At 65.2% G+C, this 19,348-nt stretch carries 21 protein-coding genes, 1 tRNA gene, 1 pseudogene and 1 other annotated feature; of the genes and pseudogenes, 2 read left to right on the forward strand and 21 right to left on the reverse strand.

Annotated elements, in window-relative coordinates; translation table 11 throughout:
• The 8 genes from IOE58_RS13115 to IOE58_RS13150 form a co-directional block, all read right to left on the reverse strand.
• Window positions 1-157, reverse strand: a 157-nt coding sequence (locus tag IOE58_RS13115; protein WP_193866814.1) for a transposase, incomplete at its 3' end; no start/stop codon positions are given.
• Window positions 158-276: 119 nt separating this feature from the next.
• Complete coding sequence (locus IOE58_RS13120; protein ID WP_193866815.1) at window positions 277-465, reverse strand: hypothetical protein; 189 nt, start codon at window positions 463-465, stop codon at window positions 277-279.
• 88 nt (window positions 466-553) lie between these two features.
• A complete protein-coding gene (locus tag IOE58_RS13125; protein WP_193866816.1) occupies window positions 554-1,591 on the reverse strand; it encodes an ImmA/IrrE family metallo-endopeptidase in 1,038 nt (345 codons plus the stop codon).
• A complete protein-coding gene (locus IOE58_RS13130; protein ID WP_193866817.1) occupies window positions 1,588-2,415 on the reverse strand; it encodes a hypothetical protein in 828 nt (275 codons plus the stop codon). The genes IOE58_RS13125 and IOE58_RS13130 overlap by 4 nt, the downstream gene beginning before the upstream one ends.
• Before the next feature lie 50 nt (window positions 2,416-2,465).
• Window positions 2,466-2,843 carry a hypothetical protein gene (locus IOE58_RS13135; protein ID WP_193866818.1) on the reverse strand — a complete coding sequence of 126 codons (378 nt, stop codon included), beginning with the start codon at window positions 2,841-2,843 and terminating at the stop codon, window positions 2,466-2,468.
• Window positions 2,844-2,898: 55 nt separating this feature from the next.
• Complete coding sequence (locus tag IOE58_RS13140; protein WP_193866819.1) at window positions 2,899-5,913, reverse strand: type I restriction endonuclease subunit R; 3,015 nt, start codon at window positions 5,911-5,913, stop codon at window positions 2,899-2,901.
• Entirely contained in the window at window positions 5,913-7,154 is a 1,242-nt protein-coding gene (locus IOE58_RS13145) for a restriction endonuclease subunit S (protein ID WP_348981990.1), read from the reverse strand. The genes IOE58_RS13140 and IOE58_RS13145 overlap by 1 nt, the downstream gene beginning before the upstream one ends.
• Complete coding sequence (locus IOE58_RS13150; RefSeq protein WP_193866821.1) at window positions 7,147-8,091, reverse strand: N-6 DNA methylase; 945 nt, start codon at window positions 8,089-8,091, stop codon at window positions 7,147-7,149. The genes IOE58_RS13145 and IOE58_RS13150 overlap by 8 nt, the downstream gene beginning before the upstream one ends.
• Before the next feature lie 132 nt (window positions 8,092-8,223).
• Between IOE58_RS13150 and IOE58_RS13155 the strand changes: the two genes are divergently transcribed.
• Complete coding sequence (locus tag IOE58_RS13155) at window positions 8,224-9,636, forward strand: IS1380 family transposase (RefSeq protein ID WP_193866822.1); 1,413 nt, start codon at window positions 8,224-8,226, stop codon at window positions 9,634-9,636.
• Between the two features lie 147 nt (window positions 9,637-9,783).
• Here the strand turns inward: IOE58_RS13155 and IOE58_RS13160 are convergent, their stop codons facing one another.
• Both IOE58_RS13160 and IOE58_RS13165 read right to left on the reverse strand, forming a co-directional pair.
• On the reverse strand, window positions 9,784-10,350 hold the full coding sequence (locus tag IOE58_RS13160) for a type I restriction-modification system subunit M N-terminal domain-containing protein (protein ID WP_348981991.1): 567 nt from the start codon (window positions 10,348-10,350) through the stop codon (window positions 9,784-9,786).
• 101 nt (window positions 10,351-10,451) lie between these two features.
• Window positions 10,452-10,796, reverse strand: a complete 345-nt coding sequence (locus IOE58_RS13165) for an integrase core domain-containing protein (protein ID WP_348981992.1) — start codon at window positions 10,794-10,796, stop codon at window positions 10,452-10,454.
• A gap of 104 nt (window positions 10,797-10,900) precedes the next feature.
• Here IOE58_RS13165 and IOE58_RS13170 point away from each other — a divergent pair.
• Window positions 10,901-12,123 (forward strand): IS3 family transposase gene (locus IOE58_RS13170; RefSeq protein WP_193866824.1). Its coding sequence is split into 2 segments (ribosomal slippage): window positions 10,901-11,180 and window positions 11,180-12,123, totalling 1,224 coding nucleotides; the frame shifts between segments, so codons are not numbered across the junction.
• Window positions 11,170-11,272 (forward strand) — a sequence feature (AL1L pseudoknot). It overlaps the preceding gene by 103 nt.
• Before the next feature lie 172 nt (window positions 12,124-12,295).
• On the opposite strand, the gene IOE58_RS13175 is transcribed toward IOE58_RS13170, so the two are convergent.
• The 11 genes and pseudogenes from IOE58_RS13175 to IOE58_RS13225 form a co-directional block, all read right to left on the reverse strand.
• A complete protein-coding gene (locus IOE58_RS13175) occupies window positions 12,296-13,708 on the reverse strand; it encodes an IS1380 family transposase (RefSeq protein WP_193866825.1) in 1,413 nt (470 codons plus the stop codon).
• 401 nt (window positions 13,709-14,109) lie between these two features.
• Window positions 14,110-15,490: pseudogene (locus tag IOE58_RS13180) on the reverse strand (IS256 family transposase).
• Between the two features lie 33 nt (window positions 15,491-15,523).
• The gene (locus IOE58_RS13185) at window positions 15,524-15,892 is read right to left on the reverse strand and encodes an IS3 family transposase (protein WP_348981993.1); all 369 of its coding nucleotides are present in this window, start codon (window positions 15,890-15,892) and stop codon (window positions 15,524-15,526) included.
• Window positions 15,889-16,206: a transposase gene (locus IOE58_RS13190; RefSeq protein WP_010080477.1), complete on the reverse strand. Its 318-nt coding sequence runs from the start codon at window positions 16,204-16,206 to the stop codon at window positions 15,889-15,891. The genes IOE58_RS13185 and IOE58_RS13190 overlap by 4 nt, the downstream gene beginning before the upstream one ends.
• Before the next feature lie 20 nt (window positions 16,207-16,226).
• A complete protein-coding gene (locus tag IOE58_RS13195) occupies window positions 16,227-16,406 on the reverse strand; it encodes a hypothetical protein (protein ID WP_193866826.1) in 180 nt (59 codons plus the stop codon).
• 133 nt (window positions 16,407-16,539) lie between these two features.
• Window positions 16,540-16,612 (reverse strand) — tRNA-Ala (locus tag IOE58_RS13200).
• 83 nt (window positions 16,613-16,695) lie between these two features.
• Window positions 16,696-17,352, reverse strand: coding sequence for a histidine phosphatase family protein (locus IOE58_RS13205; RefSeq protein ID WP_259792800.1), 657 nt, complete (start codon window positions 17,350-17,352; stop codon window positions 16,696-16,698).
• Window positions 17,349-17,747 carry a ribosome silencing factor gene (rsfS, locus tag IOE58_RS13210; RefSeq protein WP_193866827.1) on the reverse strand — a complete coding sequence of 133 codons (399 nt, stop codon included), beginning with the start codon at window positions 17,745-17,747 and terminating at the stop codon, window positions 17,349-17,351. Before rsfS ends, IOE58_RS13205 begins: the two co-directional genes overlap by 4 nt.
• Entirely contained in the window at window positions 17,744-18,484 is a 741-nt protein-coding gene (locus tag IOE58_RS13215; RefSeq protein WP_193866828.1) for a hypothetical protein, read from the reverse strand. The genes rsfS and IOE58_RS13215 overlap by 4 nt, the downstream gene beginning before the upstream one ends.
• Complete coding sequence (gene nadD, locus IOE58_RS13220) at window positions 18,477-19,085, reverse strand: nicotinate-nucleotide adenylyltransferase (RefSeq protein ID WP_193866829.1); 609 nt, start codon at window positions 19,083-19,085, stop codon at window positions 18,477-18,479. The genes IOE58_RS13215 and nadD overlap by 8 nt, the downstream gene beginning before the upstream one ends.
• Window positions 19,086-19,090: 5 nt before the next feature.
• Window positions 19,091-19,300 (reverse strand): hypothetical protein, encoded by a 210-nt coding sequence (locus IOE58_RS13225; protein WP_193866830.1) that lies wholly within the window; start codon window positions 19,298-19,300, stop codon window positions 19,091-19,093.
• Window positions 19,301-19,348: the final 48 nt, after the last annotated feature.

Raw genomic sequence — 19,348 nt, forward strand, 5'->3', positions numbered from 1 at the left:
CGCCGTACTGGTTCCGCCACCGGTAGTACGTCTGCTCGGACACCCCCAGCTCCCGGCACACCGCCGCGACGTCCTGACCATCGGTGAGCATCCTGTCGGCCTGCCCGAGCTTACGGACGACCTGCTCCGGGGTGTGACGCTTTCTGCTGTTCGTCATGATCTGACTAGTCTCCCTGCCCGCGACCGCGGGCAACAGGACGACTCTCATAACGACTGGACCTACGAAACGGGGTCAGCCCAGTGGGTCGCGAAGAGGTAGCGGCCCGGGACAGGCGGTCAGTCGCGGGGAGCCGCCCCGCCGTTGGCAAAGCCGTCCAACGTCTGGATGTCCCGCTTCGGCTCGGGGAGGCCGTCACGGCGGCGCTGAGCCTCGGCACGGCGGTCTGCTCGGTCCTCTTCCTCGAAGACCTTGGCAAGCGCCTCCAGGTCGGCCTGAAGGGTGTCCTTGAGTTGTTGCTGGGTCATATCGGTCCCTCTGCGGTGGATTTGGACGACAGGGTGCTACTGAGCGTAGGCGCACAGGTGTTCGAGAGGATGGGCCTCCCCTACTGGCTCATTCGCACTCTTCGTGCACCGTCATCCCCTTGGACGCTTCAGCCGTGGGAAGTGCCAAGAAGCATCTGCGGCAATAGACCACCTTGCTGGCAGTGCACTGACAGCCTCGACAATCGGGACACTTCCAGTCTCCACATGTCGTGCACTGGCCGCTGGAAGCACTGACCGCGAACTCGGCACCGCATGCTTCACACACTTCGTGCCAGCCAGTGGAGACGCTACCGCGCAGAGAGGGGCGCGTTGATGTTACGACGGCAATGACCAACCCGTCGTGGAGCAGAACGTCCAAACAGACATCCGTGTCAGCCCAACCCTTGGAGTACCGGATGCCGTCGCCGCCCATCAAGCGGTACTTCCCCGACTCGCGGGCCCGCTCGATAGCGGCAATGAGGGCGGGTTGAGCCACGCGCTTGCCAGGGTTGTAGGGGGTGCCATTAGAGTCTGCGTACCAGATGTGGCCGTCCTCGGATGCGAGGATCACGAGCCTTTGTCCCGGCTGGTTAAGAGCGCGGACGCAGCATGTGGTGGCCGATGCCTGGGTGCCTTGGATGAGCGCTTGGATGCCCTCAGGGCTCACTCCATCACCAAGATGAAGCGCAACCGCCTCCTCAGGCACCAAGATGCTGGCGGCGAAGTCATTGACGATCTTCTCTTCAATCAGCCGCGCCTTGTCACGGAGTTCCGGGAGAATCTGGAACTGCCACGCCTCGTCGTTCCACAAGATGTGATGGCCGACCTCATGGAGCGCGGTGAAGAGGTTGCGCTTGTGGTTGTGGGACTCGCGGATGGTGATTCGTGCCGGTTCGACATCGCCGTCGTACACACCGCCCAGTTCGCAACTGCCTCGGGGCGGTGTGCTGGCCCACTCAACAACAACGTCGGGGATCAAGGCCAACGCCTGAATGGCGTCAGCACTCGCTATTTCAGCAGCATAGGGATACAGACGCGCGAACTCTTCACGAAGGTGGCGACTAGCCAGAGCCACCAGCCCTGGACCAGTCCACTCTGCGACGCTGTGTCCCAGCGGGAGCGTCATGTCCCGCCCATGAGTTCTTCAAGTGCGTAGTCCACCCTGGCGCGAGCGGCCTCCAATGGTGCTGTATGGGCAACCTGACGGGCTGCACGGGAGCACGCCTGTTCCCACACCATGGTCCGAGCGCGGCGCTCGGGGACGGTCCGCTCGGCGGATAACCGTCGCACTCTTGACTTATATTCAGGCAGGCTGAGGACGACGGCATCTGCACCGTCAACCGGCTCCAGGAGGTCTCCGGCGACGGTCCCTGCGGGGAACAACGACAGTATCGTCGCAACCTCCTCCGGCGTAGGGACCTTGACCCCTCGGGCCAGTGCGGAGGCGCGTCCAGGTTTCACGCCGAGCGCTTGCGCCAACTGCGCGATTTCCACCCCGGCATCGGAGAGCGCGTCCTGTGACAGCGCTGCTTCGCCAATCGTGTTGTCGGGCCAAGCCCAGTCCCCCAGTGCCCATGCCTGTGAGCAGACGGCCTCAAAAGCGGCTACCGCCTCAGGGGTATCGACAGCGGGGCAGGTGGACACGCTGTTCACCGGCTCGTCCTCGGCGACGGCCCAGCGGATCGTGCGGATCGTCCTGTCATCGAGTACGTGGGCCAACCTGCGATCCAATGCGGCCAAGGCCAAACCGAACTCTGCATCCGGCCACGCAACGAAGTCGCCCATGCCAGGCACCGTGATGAGGAAAGAGGGGGCGGCGGCGGCGCTGGTGGGTTGAGTCACCGGCCATGCCAGCACGTGAAGGTCGCGCACCGCGCTAATCATCACCACACCGCGATCCTGCGCGTCAGCGCTGACGACCCAAAGGTCGCCAACGGCTGGCTGCCCCACCTCCCCCTCAGTTGGCAGCGTCAGGGGTGCACCGAGCGCATCTCGTAGCATCACAGATTCGTCCGTCCTAGCATCTTGGACATCTGCCAGAACTCCGCCAACTTGGTCGACTCCGGCTCGGGCAGCCTTCCAATATACTCGACCCGATCAGGGTCTGCCAACCAGGAGCGGGCCAGAGGCCGTTGGTTGACGTCTGTCCACCAAGCAGCCTTAGTGAGCCCCATCTGCTTGTTCTCCGCAGACTCCAGTTTCCTCGCATGTTTCTCAGGATGTGTCGTCCTCGTGAGCGTGAGCACAGACCTGCGGGTGAGTTCGACAACGCCACAGATTCTCTTGTTGTCCCCATGCACATCGCCGGACACAGATGTGTCCGGGCTGGTGCGATAAACATCGCCTTCAACGGGGTCGGTGTTCGTCTTCGGGGGCATGGTCCTCATTACATCAGTGAGAAGTGACAATCCTGGTTGAGTCCCCGTCTGCGCCTCAATAGTTCTCGCGGATGTAGGCGTAGGCTCGGTCGAACAGGTCGCCCGTGAGGGGCAGATGGTACTTCTTCAGCACCTGCCGCAGTTCCTTGCGAACTGTGCGGTCGCCGCCTTGATCCTGGGTCCAGCCGGAGTAAGAGACCTGCTTGACGATGGTGTCGATGTCGCGCACCACGTCATCCACGATGATCGGGGTGTCTGCGGGCTTGTACTCGTTGACGATCTGGGTGAGTGCGCCGATGTTGGGGTCGAGAAGGGTGACCGCTGCGTCCAGGTCTCCGTCTTCTTCCAACCTCTCGGCTTGGACTGCGGTCTTGGCCACATCGAGGGCCTTCTTCAGGAACTCGATGGTGTCGCTGGCGGACTGGGCAGCCTGCTTGCGGAGTCGCTCGATCTTCTCGGCCAGGGTTTTGTAGACCTCGTGCGCACCCGACTCCTTCAGGCGGCGCTGCACCCGAGCGTCGATGGTGTCGAAGACCTCTTCGAGGGTCACCGGGTCCTTCAGCAGGTCTCGCTCGGGGTCGATGTCGAGTTTCCCCTGCTCGGCTAACTTTCGGAGCCGCTCGATGCTGCCGGGGTCAACGATGACCTCTTCAAGTCCCGTGCCCGTGACCTTGATGTTGGACATGTGGCCGTGCACGAGCGCCAGCGTCTTGGCCCCCAGTCGCTCCCACAGGATGTCTTCAGAAGCCTTGCCGGGCTTTGACGCCTCGTAGACCTGCGCCAGCCACTTGTAGAGGGGTTCGTGCTCATCCAGTTCATCCCGAGGCGCGAGCAACTCCCACAGGGTCTGCACACCTGTGAAGTCCCGCCAGAACTGCGCCTTCTGCTCCTGTCCCTTGATGCGCTCCATCGCGGCCATGAGCGCCTCGTAGGAGGAGTCCGCCAGGTCGATGCCCTCGAACCGCTGAGAGGTCTGGGCGAGCCGGGCTAGGAACTCGGGGATCAGTTCGGCCACGTCCACCGGGCGCTTGCCCCCCGCTTCGGGGTCCGCTGCCTTCAGCGCGGCTGCGATGGCCGGTCCCAGCCCGATGTAGTCGACCACCAGTCCGTTGTGCTTCTCCTGTCCCGTCACGGGGTTGGTGAAGCGCCGGTTGGTGCGCGTGATCGCCTGGAACAGCGTGTGCCGGGTCAGGGGACGATCCAGGTACATCACCTGCTCGATGGGAGCGTCGAAGCCCGTGAGCAACTTCGCCGTGACCACAAGGAACGTCGGAGGTCGGCCCACCTTGTTGAACTCACGCTTGACCACCGCCTCTTGGGCGCGCGTGAGTTCGTAGGTCTTCCACTCCTGCTTGTCGTCCTTGCCACCGACCGTCATGACGACCTGAGTTGTCAGGTCCAGGCCGCGCTCTGCGATGAGCCGGTTCAGTTCCTGCTCGTACAAGACCACGAGGTCCCGGTCGTAGGCCACCACTTGGGCCTTCATCCCCAGCGGTGCCACCTTTGCCGTGAAGTGATCGAGGATGTCCGTGCACACGGCTGTGATGCGGTCCGGGTTGAGCAGCACGGTCTTCACGGTTCCGCCCTTGCGGACCAGAACGTCGCGCTCCTCTTCGGTGAGGTCTTCCTCCTGGGCGAGAGCGTCGAACTCGGCCTCCATCTTCTCCTTGTCGAGGTGCCACTCGACCAGCCGGGTCTCGACGTGGACAGGTACCGAGGCCCCGTCAGCGATGGAGCGCTCCATCGAGTAGGTGTTCAGCACGTAGCCCGGGTCCGTGTCCGAGCCGAACAACTTGAAGGTGTTCTTGTCCTTGTGGGAGATGGGCGTGCCCGTCAGCCCGAAGAACCGCGCGTTCGGTAGAGCGGTCCGCATGCGCTCACCGAGTGACCCTTCCTGGGTGCGGTGGGCCTCGTCCACCATGACGATGATGTTCTGGCGGTCGTTGAGGACGCCCGCGTCCTCGAACCGGAAGATCGTGGTGACGACGATCCCTCGGTGATCGTCGCGCAACATCTGGGACAACTGGGCCGTCGTCTCCGCCACCTTCAGCATCGGCAGGCCCGTGGTCTTGAACTGACGGGCCACCTGCTCGACAAGATCGAGTCGATCAAGGACCACCAGGACGGTGGGGTCGCCCACCTCGGGATCGTGAAGAAGGCGCACTGCCGCGAAGCCCATCAGGAGGGTCTTGCCCGTCCCTTGGTAGTGCCAGATGAGGCCCCGGTCTCCGCCGTTGATCACGCGCTCGTGGATCGCTTCGACCGCCTCCACCTGTGGGTAGCGAGGGATCAACTTGCGCTTGCCCGACTCGGTGTCCTCGAAGAGGGTGAAGTCCCGAAGGATCGACAGGATGCTCTGAGGAGTCAACAGCAGGTCGACCGAACGCTCCACGCGCGGCAGGCCATCGAGGTCGTAGGGGTCCTGCGTCGACCCCCACATCAGCCACTCCGTCGCGGGCTGACCGATGGCCCCGTAGTGGAACTCCTTGCCGTCCGTGGCGGCACACAGCACGTTGGGGGCGAAGAACGACGGACCTTCAGGCGCATACACGTCTGCGATGTCCTTCGCGCCCGTCAGCCACGTCACCGACGAGTTCACCGGAGTCTTGGCCTCAATCACCACCACGGGCATGCCGTTGATGAACAGCACCACGTCATACCGGCGCTCGTCCCCGGGCGGGCCGAAGACAACCTCGTCGGAGACGACGTAGGTGTTGTTGGCGAGATCATCGAAGTCGACCAACCGCAGGGGCACGTCGTGTGGGGTCCCGATGTACCTGTGGTTCACGTCCCCACGCATGAGGGTCACCAGGCGCTCGTTCGCCACCACGAGCCCGTCCGTACTGGCAGCCGCCACAGCCCCCCGGATGCGGGGCAGCACCTCATCCAGACGCTCCTCGTCCGCACCGATGGCGGGGTTCAGGACGACGAGCGCCTCCATCAGGTCTTCCTCGATGAGCACGTCCGTGTTGGAGCGCTGGAGGTGGGTGGCCGGCTCGTAGGTCCAACCCAACCTGACGAGTCGCTTCACAAGCCAGTCCTGCACGGTGTGCTTCTCATCGAACGCCATCACGCCGCTCCTTCGTCGCTGATGAACTCATCGTAGGAGGAAGGGATGCTGTGCTCGCCGGAGAGAAGTGTCGCCAAGAGTGAGGTTCGGCTGGACCGTAGGGCGGTCAAATCACTCACGCTTGACTCGATTGCATCGTCCATTGCGTCGATCCTCTCCACTAGGTCTGCCTGCAAGTGAAGCGGAAGGCTCGGTACGGGCAGATCAAGGTAGAGAGGGACTTTCAGATTGCGAATAGACGTTGTGTTGGGTTGCAGTGCCTCGACTGCGCCGGATTGGTAGAGCCACTGGGTTAGTAGGTGGAAGTAGCGGGGCAATGCCTGCTCACGGTTCACCCGAATGCGTCTCATAAACGACGATGGGACAACTCCCGGAAGGTCTTCACGCACTAGCAGGGTTCTACCCACCAACTGAGTTGGACTTCCGCCCGAAACCTCCAAGACGACATCGCCGCTGAGGAGTTCCCGCTTGGCATACTGCGTGGCGGACAGGCTCCGGGATGCACCCGACGAAGGATCAAGGTACTGCACTTCACCGATAAATGCCTTGGTGCCGAAGGACACAACTTCGACTTCACGCTCTCCAGGAGGAGACCCCCACGTTCCTCCGATGACGCTCGCGGTCAAATCGCCAAGTCTGGTTTGTCCATCCTCGGCGTCAGCCAACCCGTCTTCTAAAACTACACTCCGTAAGGCATGTTGTTTAGAGACCTCAAACTCGTTGAGAGCGATGAGGTCGTCCACATGGCTCATCAGGTCTACGATGCGTCGCTGCTCCTCGATGGGAGGCAAGAGGAAGCGGTACGCCTCAATGTCGCTTGACCGGACTGCCGGGTAGTTGCTTCCGGTCTCACGCTCTACGAGCCAATCAGTGAAGGGCTGGTGTCGCACAACCTGCCACACATAGTCCGGCAAGATCACTTGTGGATCATGCGGGCGAAGGACACAGAGGCCAGTAGAGGCTACTTGACCGGCCAGAGAAGGCGGCACTTGCCCCATCGCTCGCAGTCGCGGCCTGACGGTTGAGACCACCACGTCTTTCTCGTTGATGGGACGCCTGGCCCGTCCGGGTGCTTGTCCGAACGGCATAGCGGCAAGCGAGCGGACATCAATGCCTCCATCCCACGACACCGAGGAGATATCGACATAGCGAATAACTTCATCGGGGGAGACACCGTTCAGTCGTCCAGGGTTAACCGCCGTCACTTCCCCCAATGTGGTTTCAACCCACCTGTTACGCATCGAATCCAGCCGCCCTCAGTCGCTCGATCATGGCCTCCTCGGCAGCAAGACGCTCTGCCCGGGCTTCCTGCCATGCAGCCAAGGCTTCGGTCACGTCGACCGCTTCGGCTTCTGCCCCCGCCACGTATCGCCCGATGTTGAGGTCGTGTCCGTTCGCTTCGATCTCGGACAGATCGACCAGTCGGAGGTTCACGCCGCCGTCGCCATCCGGGTCCACACCCTCGTGGAAGGCTTCGAGGATGGCGTCCACGTCGTCGTCCCCGAGTTCGTTCTGTGCCCTGCCGGTCTTGATCCGCTTCGTGGCGTCGATGAAGAGCACCTTCTTCCTGCGCTCTTCGGTCTTCTCCTTGCGGAAGATCATCAGGCACACCGGGATGGCAGCGCCATAGAAGAGGTTCGGGCCAAGCCCGATGACGGCCTCCAGCAGGTCCTTCTCCACAAGGCACGCTCGGATGGAGCCTTCGGCCCCGGCTCGGAACAGCGCGCCGAGCGGCATCACAACGCCGACGCGACCTCGTTCCTCATCCATCGAGGAGATCATGTGCTGGATGAAGGCGTAGTCGCCCTTGTCCTTGGGTGGTACTCCGCAGAACGCCCGAGGGTCGGACTCCCAAGTGTCTCGTCCCCAGTTCTTCAGCGAGAACGGTGGATTGGCGATCACCACGTCAAACTTCTGGAGTGTCCCGTTGGGGTTACGCAGCCCTGGGGCTCGGAGCGTGTCCCCACGGACGATCTTGAAGTCCTCGATCTCGTGCAGGTAGAGGTTCATCCGCGCGATGGCGGAGGTCGTGAGGTTGACCTCCTGTCCGTAGAGCCGGAGGGTGCGGTGGTCCTCGCCGCGAGCCCGGATGGTGTTGATGGTCTCCATCAGCATCCCGCCCGAGCCGCAGGTGGGATCGTAGATCGTCTCCTCCGGTTGGGGATCGAGGAGGCGCACCAGCAACCTAACCTCGAGATTTCACGGGGGTGTGGTCTCGCCCGACGGACGGCATAAAGAAAGGTGCTCCTGGCCTGGGATGATGCGGGGTGTTGAGTCTCGTAATCCCTGGCCGGAAGGAGCACCTTTCAGGTGTCCCACCCTACCTTGTTCTTCTACCCCCGTCCGCGCGTGGACATCGCTGAGGTCCCGGCGGCCGCGCATGCGGGCGCGGTGCTGCTGACCGGCACGATCCACGCCACCGGCCTCGCCCCTTCGCTGCGTGAAGCTCTGGATCCGTGGACGAAGCCACTGGCCGAGCATCACGCCTCGAAGGTCCTGCTGGACCTCGCGATGACTCTCGCGATCGGCGGCGAGCACGCTTCGGATACTGATCTGCTGCGATGCGAACCGGGACTGTTCGGAGACGTCGCCTCGGCCCCAACGATCTCCAGGAACCTGACCACGCTGGCCGAGGACGCCCCCGCCGTGGTCGAGGCGATCTCCCAGGCCCGCCGCATCGCGCGGGAACGGGCCTGGGCACTGGCCGGCGACCACTCCCCGGTCCGCAGGGTCAGTGCGCAGAATCCGCTGGTCATCGACCTCGACGCCACCCTGATCAACGTCCACAGCGAGAAGGGGCAGGCTGCACCGACGTTCAAACGCGGCTTCGGTCACCACCCACTGTGCGCTTTCCTGGCCCACGGCAGCGAAGGAACCGGGGAGCCGCTGGCGATCCACCTGCGCCCCGGCAACGCCGGTTCCAACCCCGCCGCCGATCACATCACCATCACCAGGCAGGCCCTTGCGCAGCTCCCGGCTGGTCTGCTCTCCTCCGGCGGAAGGGGGTCGAAGAAGGTCCTGATCCGCACCGACGGAGCCGGTGGCACCAAGGCCTTCGTCAAGTGGCTGACCGGGCAGCGTCTGGCCTACTCAGTCGGGTTCACCCTCCCCGCGAACACTCCCGACCTGCTGGAACGTATCGATGAGGCGAAGACGTGGACTCCTGCCTACGACACCGACACCGACGGGATCCGCGACGGAGCATGGGTCGCGGAACTGACCGGGCTGCTGGATCTTCAGGGTTGGCCGCCCGGGATGCGGGTGATCGTGCGGAAGGAACGTCCTCATCCTGGGGCGCAGCTGCGGATCACCGATCACGAGGGGATGCGCATCACCGCGTTCGCGACCAACACCCCGCGCGGCCAACTTCCCGTGCTCGAGCTGCGACACCGCCGCCGCGCACGATGCGAAGACCGGATCCGCAACGCCAAGGACATGGGCTTGATGAAGTTCCCGCTGCAGGGCTTCGCGCAGAACCAGGTCTGGTGCCAGATCATCCAGCTCGCTAGCGAGCTCGTCGCCTGGATGCAGACCATCGCGCTGACCGGCCATGATGCGCGGAAGTGGGAGCCCAAACGGCTCCGCGCACGGCTGTTCGAGATCCCCGCGACCCTCGTGCGCCGCAGCCGGCACAACCTCCTCCACCTCGCCCAGCACGCTCCCGAAGCCCGCACCGTCCTAACCGGCGTCAACCGGCTCCGCATTGCCGTCGCGCAGACCTGATCCGGCAAGGCCGCCCGTCCCTACGACCAGCAGCATCTCTTCTCGGGAGTGGAACCCGACCGCCCGCAACGGACACTGCGACGATCTGTCATACCCGAATGCCAGAATCAGCAGCTGAACACCGGCAACGACGCCGACCGCGACCGCTCACCAGCCCGATGAAAGATCGAGGCTAACCACCTGACGGGGGGTGAAGAACTCCCCGGCCTTCTGGCCTGCCCCTTCCGCGAAGTATTTGAGCAGGTACTCGTATGCCTGGCCCAGCATGTCGTGGGACACCTCGTCGGGGTTGAGGTTGAGCCCGTCAAAGGATGAGATGAGGTTGCGGAGGTGCTCCTCGGGGAGGCGTTCCTTGTTGCCCCACGCTGCGTCACCGAAGATGCCAGCCAACTTCTCGGCGTTGGCTTGGGCGATCTTGTCCAGTGCCTTCTGGATGCGTGCCCCGAGGTTCGGCAGCGTGCTGCGGGCCACGTCGTTCCAGTGCGTGCCCTCCGGGAGATCGAAGCGGTGGTAGTCCGCCTCGATTTCGTCGTTGAGGGCATCTCCGAAGTCCGCGACCGCTTGCTCGTGCTCCCACGTCCAGGTGTCACTGATCCACTTCCAGAACAGCATCGGGAACATGTAGGTCATGAAGTCGGCGTGGGCCACGGGGCCGCGAAGCGCATTCGCGGCTGACCACAGGCGCGACTCCAGGTGCTGCTGGGAGATGGTCACAGGTGCTTCCTTGTGGATGGTCGGACGACGGGCCTTACAGGACCCATGAGTGAAGACTACAAGCGGGCCTGTCAATTTGTCTGTGTAAGCGGTGTCCCGCGTCAAGTAGTTGGCAGGATTTCCTTGGTTTTGAATGTCGGGGTGGTGGGGTCGGCCAGGCCCAGGTGCACCTCCTTGGGCCGGTTCCATGAGATGGCCTCGTGGGGCCGGAGCTCGTTGTACTCGATCCGGTAGTCCTCGGCCCGCTCGGCGAGCACGATCGCGTCGTCAATCTCGTCCAGGTAGAGCCGTTCGTACTTCAGCGTGCCGAAGCCGCGTTCACGGGACCCGTTCTGCCCCGGGGTCTTCACTCGGGTGCGCACGTGGTGTAGCTCGGGGTGGGCGGCGATGAAGGACTCGAAGCGGAAGGACCGGAACGGCCCGCCGTTGTCCGTCACGATGGTCACCACGGGCAACAGCTCACCGGTCTCGGGATCGACCGGGCAGGCCTCGACCAGCGGGTTGAAGCGCCCTGGGTTCCGTTCCGAGTCTCAGCAAGGAGAATCGGAGCATGCCCAAGAAGTTCAGTCCAGAGCTGCGTGACCGTGCCGTGCGTATGGTCTACGACCGTCAGGTACGCGAGGGTGGTCCCCGTGCAGCATCGATCCGTGCGGTCGCCCCGCAGCTCGGTGTCGGCGAGGAGACGCTGCGGATCTGGTGCAACCGCTACGGCCCCACCGAACCAGCCGGCCCGGGAGAGCCGCTCGAGGAGGAGCACCGCCGGCTCCGGCGAGAACTCGCCGAGGCGAGACGCGCGAACGAGATCCTGAAAGCCGCCTCGGCGTTTTTCGCAGCGGAACTCGACCGCCCCACGACGAAATGATCGCGTTCATCGACATGCATCGCGATCAGTTCGGGGTCGAGGCCATCTGCCGCATCCTCGGTGCGACAGAATGTGGGTTCATCACCTCCCGCGGATACCGCGCCTCCAAGAACAGGAATGCTTCCGCGCGCAGCGTTCGGGACGAGATCCTCATAGAGGAGGTGCAGCGGATTCACCAGGAGAACTACAGCGTCTACGGGGTCCGAAAGATGTGGCACGCGATGCGGCATGCGGGATGGGACGTCGGTCGCGACCAGGTGGCACGACTGATGAGGATCGCGGGACTCCAAGGCGTCCGGCGAGGCCGTAAGCCCGTCACCACCCGCCCTGGAGCCGGACCGGATGAGCGCCCCGACCTTGTGGAACGGAAGTTTGCCGCGGACCGTCCGCGGCAGCTCTGGGTCGCTGACATCACCTACGTCCGGATCCTCGCCGGATTCTGCTACGTCGCATTCATCACCGATGTCTTCAGTCGGAGAATTGTCGGCTGGGCGGTCGCACCCACACTCCACACACAGTCTCTACCTTTGCTCGCACTGGAGCACGCACTTCTTTCCACTGGTGCAAGCAGGAATGATAGCGGATTGGTTCACCACTCCGACAGGGGCAGTCAGTATGTCTCACTGGCCTATTCGGACGCTCTCATCGCAGCGGGGGTGAAAGCATCAGTCGGCACCGTTGGCGATAGCTACGATAACGCCCTGGCCGAGACCGTGAACGGTCTCTACAAGACGGAACTGATCTACTCGAAGCGGATCTGGGATTCGGTCAGCGAAGTCGAGTTGGCGACGATGGGCTGGGTCCACTGGTGGAACACGACCCGGCTCCACGAAGCGCTCGACTACCGCACTCCAGCGGCAGTCGAAGCGTCCTACACTCACCCCACGACGACCGCGCCCGCGACCGTCTAACCTCGATCTTTCATCGGGCTGGTGAGCGGTCGCGGTCGGCGTCGTTGCCGGTGTTCAGCTGCTGATTCTGGCATTCGGGTATGACAGATCGTCGCAGTGTCCGTTGCGGGCGGTCGGGTTCCACTCCCGAGAAGAGATGCTGCTGGTCGTAGGGACGGGCGGCCTTGCCGGATCAGGTCTGCGCGACGGCAATGCGGAGCCGGTTGACGCCGGTTAGGACGGTGCGGGCTTCGGGAGCGTGCTGGGCGAGGTGGAGGAGGTTGTGCCGGCTGCGGCGCACGAGGGTCGCGGGGATCTCGAACAGCCGTGCGCGGAGCCGTTTGGGCTCCCACTTCCGCGCATCATGGCCGGTCAGCGCGATGGTCTGCATCCAGGCGACGAGCTCGCTAGCGAGCTGGATGATCTGGCACCAGACCTGGTTCTGCGCGAAGCCCTGCAGCGGGAACTTCATCAAGCCCATGTCCTTGGCGTTGCGGATCCGGTCTTCGCATCGTGCGCGGCGGCGGTGTCGCAGCTCGAGCACGGGAAGTTGGCCGCGCGGGGTGTTGGTCGCGAACGCGGTGATGCGCATCCCCTCGTGATCGGTGATCCGCAGCTGCGCCCCAGGATGAGGACGTTCCTTCCGCACGATCACCCGCATCCCGGGCGGCCAACCCTGAAGATCCAGCAGCCCGGTCAGTTCCGCGACCCATGCTCCGTCGCGGATCCCGTCGGTGTCGGTGTCGTAGGCAGGAGTCCACGTCTGCGCCTCATGGATACGTTCCAGCAGGTCGGGAGTGTTCGCGGGGAGGGTGAACCCGACTGAGTAGGCCAGACGCTGCCCGGTCAGCCACTTGACGAAGTCCTGGGTGCCCCCGGCTCCGTCGGTGCGGATCAGGGCCTTCTTCGACCCCCTTCCGCCGGAGGAGAGCAGACCAGCCGGGAGCTGCGCAAGGGCCTGCCTGGTGATGGTGATGTGATCGGCGGCGGTGTTGGAACCGGCGTTGCCGGGGCGCAGGTGGATCGCCAGCGGTTCCCCGGTTCCTTCGCTGCCGTGGTCCAGGAAAGCGCACAGTGGGTGGTAACCGAAGCCGCGTTTGAACGTCGGTGCAGCCTGCTCCTTCTCGCTGTGGACGTTGATCAGGGTGGCGTCGAGGTCGATGACCAGCGGATTCTGCGCACTGACCCTGCGGACCGGGGAGTGGTCGCCGGCCAGTGCCCAGGCCCGTTCCCGCGCGATGCGGCGGGCCTGGGAGATCGCCTCGACCACGGCGGGGGCGTCCTCGGCCAGCGTGGTCAGGTTCCTGGAGATCGTTGGGGCCGAGGCGACGTCTCCGAACAGTCCCGGTTCGCATCGCAGCAGATCAGTATCCGAAGCGTGCTCGCCGCCGATCGCGAGAGTCATCGCGAGGTCCAGCAGGACCTTCGAGGCGTGATGCTCGGCCAGTGGCTTCGTCCACGGATCCAGAGCTTCACGCAGCGAAGGGGCGAGGCCGGTGGCGTGGATCGTGCCGGTCAGCAGCACCGCGCCCGCATGCGCGGCCGCCGGGACCTCAGCGATGTCCACGCGCGGACGGGGGTAGAAGAACAAGGTAGGGTGGGACACCTGAAAGGTGCTCCTTCCGGCCAGGGATTACGAGACTCAACACCCCGCATCATCCCAGGCCAGGAGCACCTTTCTTTATGCCGTCCGTCGGGCGAGACCACACCCCCGTGAAATCTCGAGGCTAACCACGGAACGAAACCCAGGACGCTTCAGGTGACCGAACATGGCCTCGTAGTCGGCCAGGGCCAACTCGATCGCGTCGATCGCGTCGTGCTGGTTCCCGGTGGGCGAAACGTGGAAGGGGTGCTCGTACTTGGACCAGTAGTCCCGGCACCCGGCCAGCCGCCAGGTCCCTCCGGTGGTGGTCTCGAACTCGCTGAAGTCCAGCTGCCAGACTTGGTTCGGGCCTGAGGGCTCGGTGGCGAACGCGGCCTGTCAATCTGTCTGTGTAAGCGGGGTTGTCACAGGTAGGGGTTGATCCGGTCGGGGTAGGCGGCAGCGAGCTGGGCGAGGGCCTGCTTCCAGTTGGTGACGACCTGGCCCTCGACCAGCCGGCCGGATGCTCGACGCTGGTCGGCGGGCTTGCCACGTTCCTTCTCCCGCTCCAGGGCGCGTTTGTCCTCGATGTTGCAGATCGCCAGCCACAACAGCTTCACTGCCGCGTCCGTCGAGGGGAAGTGCCCGCGGTTCTTGGTGACCTTCCGCAGCTGGAAGTTCAACGACTCGATGCTGTTGGTGGTGTAGATGACCTTGCGCAGCATCGGCGGGAATTGCAGGAACGGCGTGAACCGCTCCCACGAGTTCGCCCAGGTCGCCACCGTGGACGGGTACTTCTTCCCCAACTCGGAGGCCTCATAATCGGCCAGAGCATTCCTCGCGGTCTCTTCGTTGGGGGCGGTGTAGATCGGCTTCAACGCGGCGGCGACCTGTCTGCGGTCGGAGTAGGCCACGAACCGCATCGCTGCCCGGATCAGGTGGACCACGCAGGTCTGGACCATCGAGTCCGGCCACGTCGCCTCGATAGCCTCTGGGAGCCCCTTCAGGCCGTCGCAGCAGACGATCAGCACGTCCCTGACGCCCCGGTTGGCCAGGTCCGCGCAGACGTGGGCCCAGAACGCCGATCCCTCGGTGTCCTGGACCCAGATGCCCAGCACGTGCTTGATGCCCTCGAGGTCGACTCCGACGGCGATGTAGGCGGCGCGGTTGAGGACCTGGTTGTTCTCTCGGATCTTGATGCGGATCGCATCGAGATAGATCACGGGATAGAACTCCTCCAGCGGCCGGGTCTGCCAGGCCAGGACCTCCTCACTGACCGCGTCGGTGATATTGGAGATCGTCTCGTGGGACAGGTCCGTGCCGATCGTGCTCGCCAGGTGGTGCTGGATGTCCCGGATCGTCATCCCGCCGGCATAGAGGCAGGGGGCACCTCCCGCCGCTCTGCGGCGGGGGGATGATCATGTCATCCAGGCCCCCGAGCCGCCGCTGGCCCTTGGGGACCAGGCGCGGGGTGAACGACCCGCCCCGATCTCGCGGGACGTCCAGCTCGATCGGCCCGACCTCGGACTCCACGGTCTTCGGGGTGGTCCCGTTGCGGGAGTTGGCGTGCTTCGGCGCCTCGCTCGAGCCCTTCTCGTAGCCCAGATGGCTGGTCAGCTCGGCCTGCAAGCCCCGCTCGAGCGCGGCCTTGACCAGCGCGGGCACGAACCCGCCGTCACCGGTGAGCTCGACGCCGCCCGCGTCGATCTGCGCGAACAGGGCATCAAGCTGCCCTGAGGCTTTCAGCTGCTCGACCAGATCCCGACCAGTGGGCTCACCACCGGCCTGCTTCTTCTCGTCGGTCATGGTCATGATTCTTACCGTTCCTCTCGGTACGGCTTACACAGACCATCTGACACGCCCGGCGAACGCGGCCTTGCGCCGCTCGGCCAGCTTCCGTCGCTCCCGTTGGTACTGCGCGGGCAGAATCAGCCCCTCGTCGCGCAGGATTCGCAGCACGGTCGCCTCGGAAACAACATGCCCGTCGTGGCGGACCATCGCCCAGATCTTCCGATGCCCCCACGCCGGATGGGCCAGCGCGTGCTTGACCACCAGTTCCCTGGCGGCCTGCCGTGCCGGTTGCGGCCACGGTCCCTTCACCGCCGTCCCGGTGCGGGCCTTGGCCTGCCAGCGGCGCCAGGTCCGCTCGGGCATGTCGAAGAGCTGGCAGAACCTCGCGGTCGACATGCCCGCTTCCACGCGGATCACCTCGAGGTCCTCGAAGGGCCCAGCCGGCCCTCCGCGGACTTCTTCCACACCCTGGCCTCCAGGTGTGCCTCGCCCAAGGCCTGGGTCAGCTCGGCGACCTCGGCCTCCAGCTGTTCCTCTCGGGAGGATGGTCCGGACCTGCCGGCCACCAGGGCGGTCTTGCCGGCTTCCAGGAACTCGGCCTTCCACCGTCCGATGGACTGCTCACTGACTTTCTCCTTGCGTGCCGCTTCGGCGATGGACATCTCGCCGGCCAGCACGCTCAGCACTATCCGGGTCTTCTTCTCCGCCGGAATCGAGGGTGGTCTACCCATGTCTGACTCTCCTTCAGGACCTACATAACGGCCCTGCCACTAAGTCTGACGCGCGACACCACAACGCTCAGGAGGGGCTCGATCAGATCGTCGGTGTCCTCACCGACCTCGGCGACCTCTACAGCAAGTGCGAACCTGCTGAACGCCGCATCCTCAACCGCGCACTGTTCAAGCGGATCATCATCGACGAGGACGAACACGTCACGTTCCTACCAGCCGAACCGGCTGCCGCTGTCCTCGCTCAGGAGCACCGGGGCGAGACGCCCCAACCGGCCCCGGACGCGAAACTGCCCCGCCATCAGGCGGGGCAGGTTTCGAATTTCTCAACTTACGTGGAGCTAAGGGGATTCGAACCCCTGACCTCTTCCATGCCATGGAAGCGCGCTACCAACTGCGCCATAGCCCCGAATGGGAGTCACCTGCCTCGTCGAGCCCCTGCGGGCCGTCCCGTCGGCGTGGCGACTCAGCGAGCTTACATCCTCGGCGGCCTCAGATGAAATCGGGGGCGATGTTGTGTGACACCAGCCTCATGCGCTCCCCGGTGGGGTCGGAGTAGAGCGGCTCGAGCACGGATCGGTGGCAGTTCTGCAGGCCGCCGATGCCGCGGAAGGTGTCGGTGTCCAGGCCCAGCAGCTCGGTGATGCCCAGGGTGGTGGCGGCCCCGTGGCCCACCACCAGCACGGTCATGCCGGTGTTCTCGGCCATCAGCTGGTGGCAGCGGTCGGCCACGCGGCGGGCCACGTCCGGTCGGTCCTCGATGCCCAGGCCTGGCACGGAGCGGTGCTCGCGCCACAGGGCGTGCTCCTGGGGCCAGCGGCTGCGGATCTCCTCGCCGCGCAGTCCTTCCCACGGCCCGAAGCCGCGTTCCAGGAAGGCCTCGTCGACGACCACGTCGATGCCGCAGGCCTTCCCCACCTCGAGGGCCGTGTCGTGGGCACGCGCGAGCGGGGAGGAGACGATGACGTCCGGCTCCTGCTCGACCATCGCGGCGGCCAGAGCCCTGGCCTGCTTGCGACCCACGGCGTTCAGGGGGATGTCGACCTGGCCCTGGAGGCGGGCCTCGCGGTTGTAGTCCGTCTGCCCGTGGCGGGCCAGGATCAGCCGTGTGCGCACGTGGCCGTTCATGCCGGCGGTGATCGAGCTCACTGGGGATCAGAGGTGCTCTCGCCCGTGGCCGCCTGGTCCAGCTGCAGGTCGATCACGGGGGCGTCGCGCCACAGCCGCTCCAGCGCGTAGAAGGCGCGGTCCTCGGCGTGCTGCACGTGCACCACGATGTCCCCGTAGTCCAGCAGCACCCAGCGGGCATCGCGCTCACCCTCGCGGCGCAGGGGCTTGCGGCGGCGCTCCTTCAGCAGTGCCTCCTCAACGCCGTCGACGATGGCGGACACCTGGCGCTCGGAGTCGCCGGAGCACACCAGGAACACGTCGGTGATGACGACCTGCTCGGAGACGTCCAGGCCGATCACTTCGTTGGCGAGCTTGTCGGCGGCGGCCCGGCCGGCCACGCGGGCGAGGTCGAGGGATTCGTCGGGGGCACTCACGCGGACGTGACCTCCAGGGGTGTCGGGTACGGGGTGGATGCGAGATCGAGCACGTGCGGATCAGGCAGAGCTGCAAGGGCACCGAATGCGCCGGTGTCGCCGGGGCCCAGCACCCCGGTGGCCAGCAGGATGATGAGGGCCAGCACGGCCAGGCCGATCAGCACCCACACCACCCACAGCAGGGATCGCCCGCCGGAGTCGTCGGCGCGCTGCAGCACCTTGCCCTCGAAGCGGGGTGCGGGGCGCGGATCGGGAGCCTCGCTCACCGACATCTCCCCCAGCTCCACGCCGTCGCTGTCGCGGTCCACCGGCACTGTCGAAGCGGCCGTCGCAGTGGCGGTCGCGGTGCCTGCCGCCGGGTCCGCCTGCTGCGGGACCGAGGCGGCCGACGGGACCGCGGCATCGTCGTGCGCAGCATCCCGGACGGCGTCGTCATCAGGGCGCGCCTCCGGGGCGGGATGCGCGCTCGTGTCCGTGCTCGGCCCATCGGCGGGTGCTGCGACGACCTCGGCATCGACGGGATCGGCGAGCTCGATGATGCGAGCGCGCCGACCGAACTTGCGCAGGCGCGGGAGGGGCGCATCGGCACCGGGCGGGGCCACCGCGCCGCGGGCGGCGGGAGCCGCGGAGCCGTCGCCGATGGCGGAGGTGGCGCGCGCCTGCTGGGCCGCTTCCTCCTCCGGCGTCAGGCGGCGGGCCCGACGGCCGTGCCGGGTGGGGGCGTCGGACTCAGTCAACGCCGTCACCTCCTGTGTACAGGGCGTACTTGTTGATGTACTGCACCACGCCGTCCGGCACCAGGTACCACACGGGCTGGCCAGCGAAGACGCGGGCGCGGCAGTCGGTGGAGCTGATCGCCATAGCGGGCACCTCGATCAGGGTCACGCCGTCAGCCGGGAGACCGGCAGTATCCAGCTCGTGGCCGGGCCGGGTGACGCCCACGAAGTGCGCCAGCTCGAAGATCTCCTGGGTGTCCTTCCAGGTGAGGATGGACTGCAGGGCGTCGGCACCGGTGATGAAGAAGAGGTCCGCGTCCGGGTGCAGGTCCCGCAGGTCTCGCAGGGTGTCGATGGTGTAGGTGGCACCGGGCCGGTCCACGTCCACGCGAGACACGGTGAACACGGGGTTGGCGGCAGTGGCCACCACCGTCATCAGGTAGCGGTGCTCGGGATTCGAGATCTCCCGATCGGACTTCTGCCAGGGCCTGCCGGTGGGGACGAAGATCACCTCGTCCAGGCCGAACACGCTCTGGACCTCGCTGGCGGCCACGAGGTGGCCATGATGGATCGGATCGAAGGTCCCGCCCATCACGCCGAGACGGCGCCGACGCTGCTCCATCGAGGTCAGTGGTCGCTCGCGCCGGTGTCGTGGTGACCGGTGGTGCGGGTCTCAGCAGGATGCCCCTTACGCGGGGAGCGGTTGCCGCCGCCGGCGAGGTACGTGATGGCCAGCAGGCCCAGCAGGATGACGAGCATGCCGAGACCCACCAGGTAGGCGGGGATGCCCTCGGCGCCGGCTCCGGACTCGGCGAGGATCATGAGCTGGTCGGTCATTGTTCAGGTGGCCTTTCGACGGGGTGACCGGCCCATCATCCCACAGCC

Origin of the sequence: Brachybacterium epidermidis (genome assembly GCF_015209585.1) — a bacterium.
Classification (GTDB): Bacteria; Actinomycetota; Actinomycetes; order Actinomycetales; family Dermabacteraceae; genus Brachybacterium; species Brachybacterium epidermidis.

What these genes read in the sequence shown, in the direction of transcription:
- IOE58_RS13120 (WP_193866815.1), bottom strand. Translation starts at nt 465, where the DNA reads ATGACCCAGCAACAACTCAAGGACACCCTTCAGGCCGACCTGGAGGCG.
- IOE58_RS13125 (WP_193866816.1), bottom strand. Translation starts at nt 1,591, where the DNA reads ATGACGCTCCCGCTGGGACACAGCGTCGCAGAGTGGACTGGTCCAGGG.
- IOE58_RS13135 (WP_193866818.1), bottom strand. Translation starts at nt 2,843, where the DNA reads ATGCCCCCGAAGACGAACACCGACCCCGTTGAAGGCGATGTTTATCGC.
- IOE58_RS13140 (WP_193866819.1), bottom strand. Translation starts at nt 5,913, where the DNA reads ATGGCGTTCGATGAGAAGCACACCGTGCAGGACTGGCTTGTGAAGCGA.
- IOE58_RS13145 (WP_348981990.1), bottom strand. Translation starts at nt 7,154, where the DNA reads ATGCGTAACAGGTGGGTTGAAACCACATTGGGGGAAGTGACGGCGGTT.
- IOE58_RS13190 (WP_010080477.1), bottom strand. Translation starts at nt 16,206, where the DNA reads ATGGGTAGACCACCCTCGATTCCGGCGGAGAAGAAGACCCGGATAGTG.
- nadD (WP_193866829.1), bottom strand. Translation starts at nt 19,085, where the DNA reads ATGGAGCAGCGTCGGCGCCGTCTCGGCGTGATGGGCGGGACCTTCGAT.
- IOE58_RS13225 (WP_193866830.1), bottom strand. Translation starts at nt 19,300, where the DNA reads ATGACCGACCAGCTCATGATCCTCGCCGAGTCCGGAGCCGGCGCCGAG.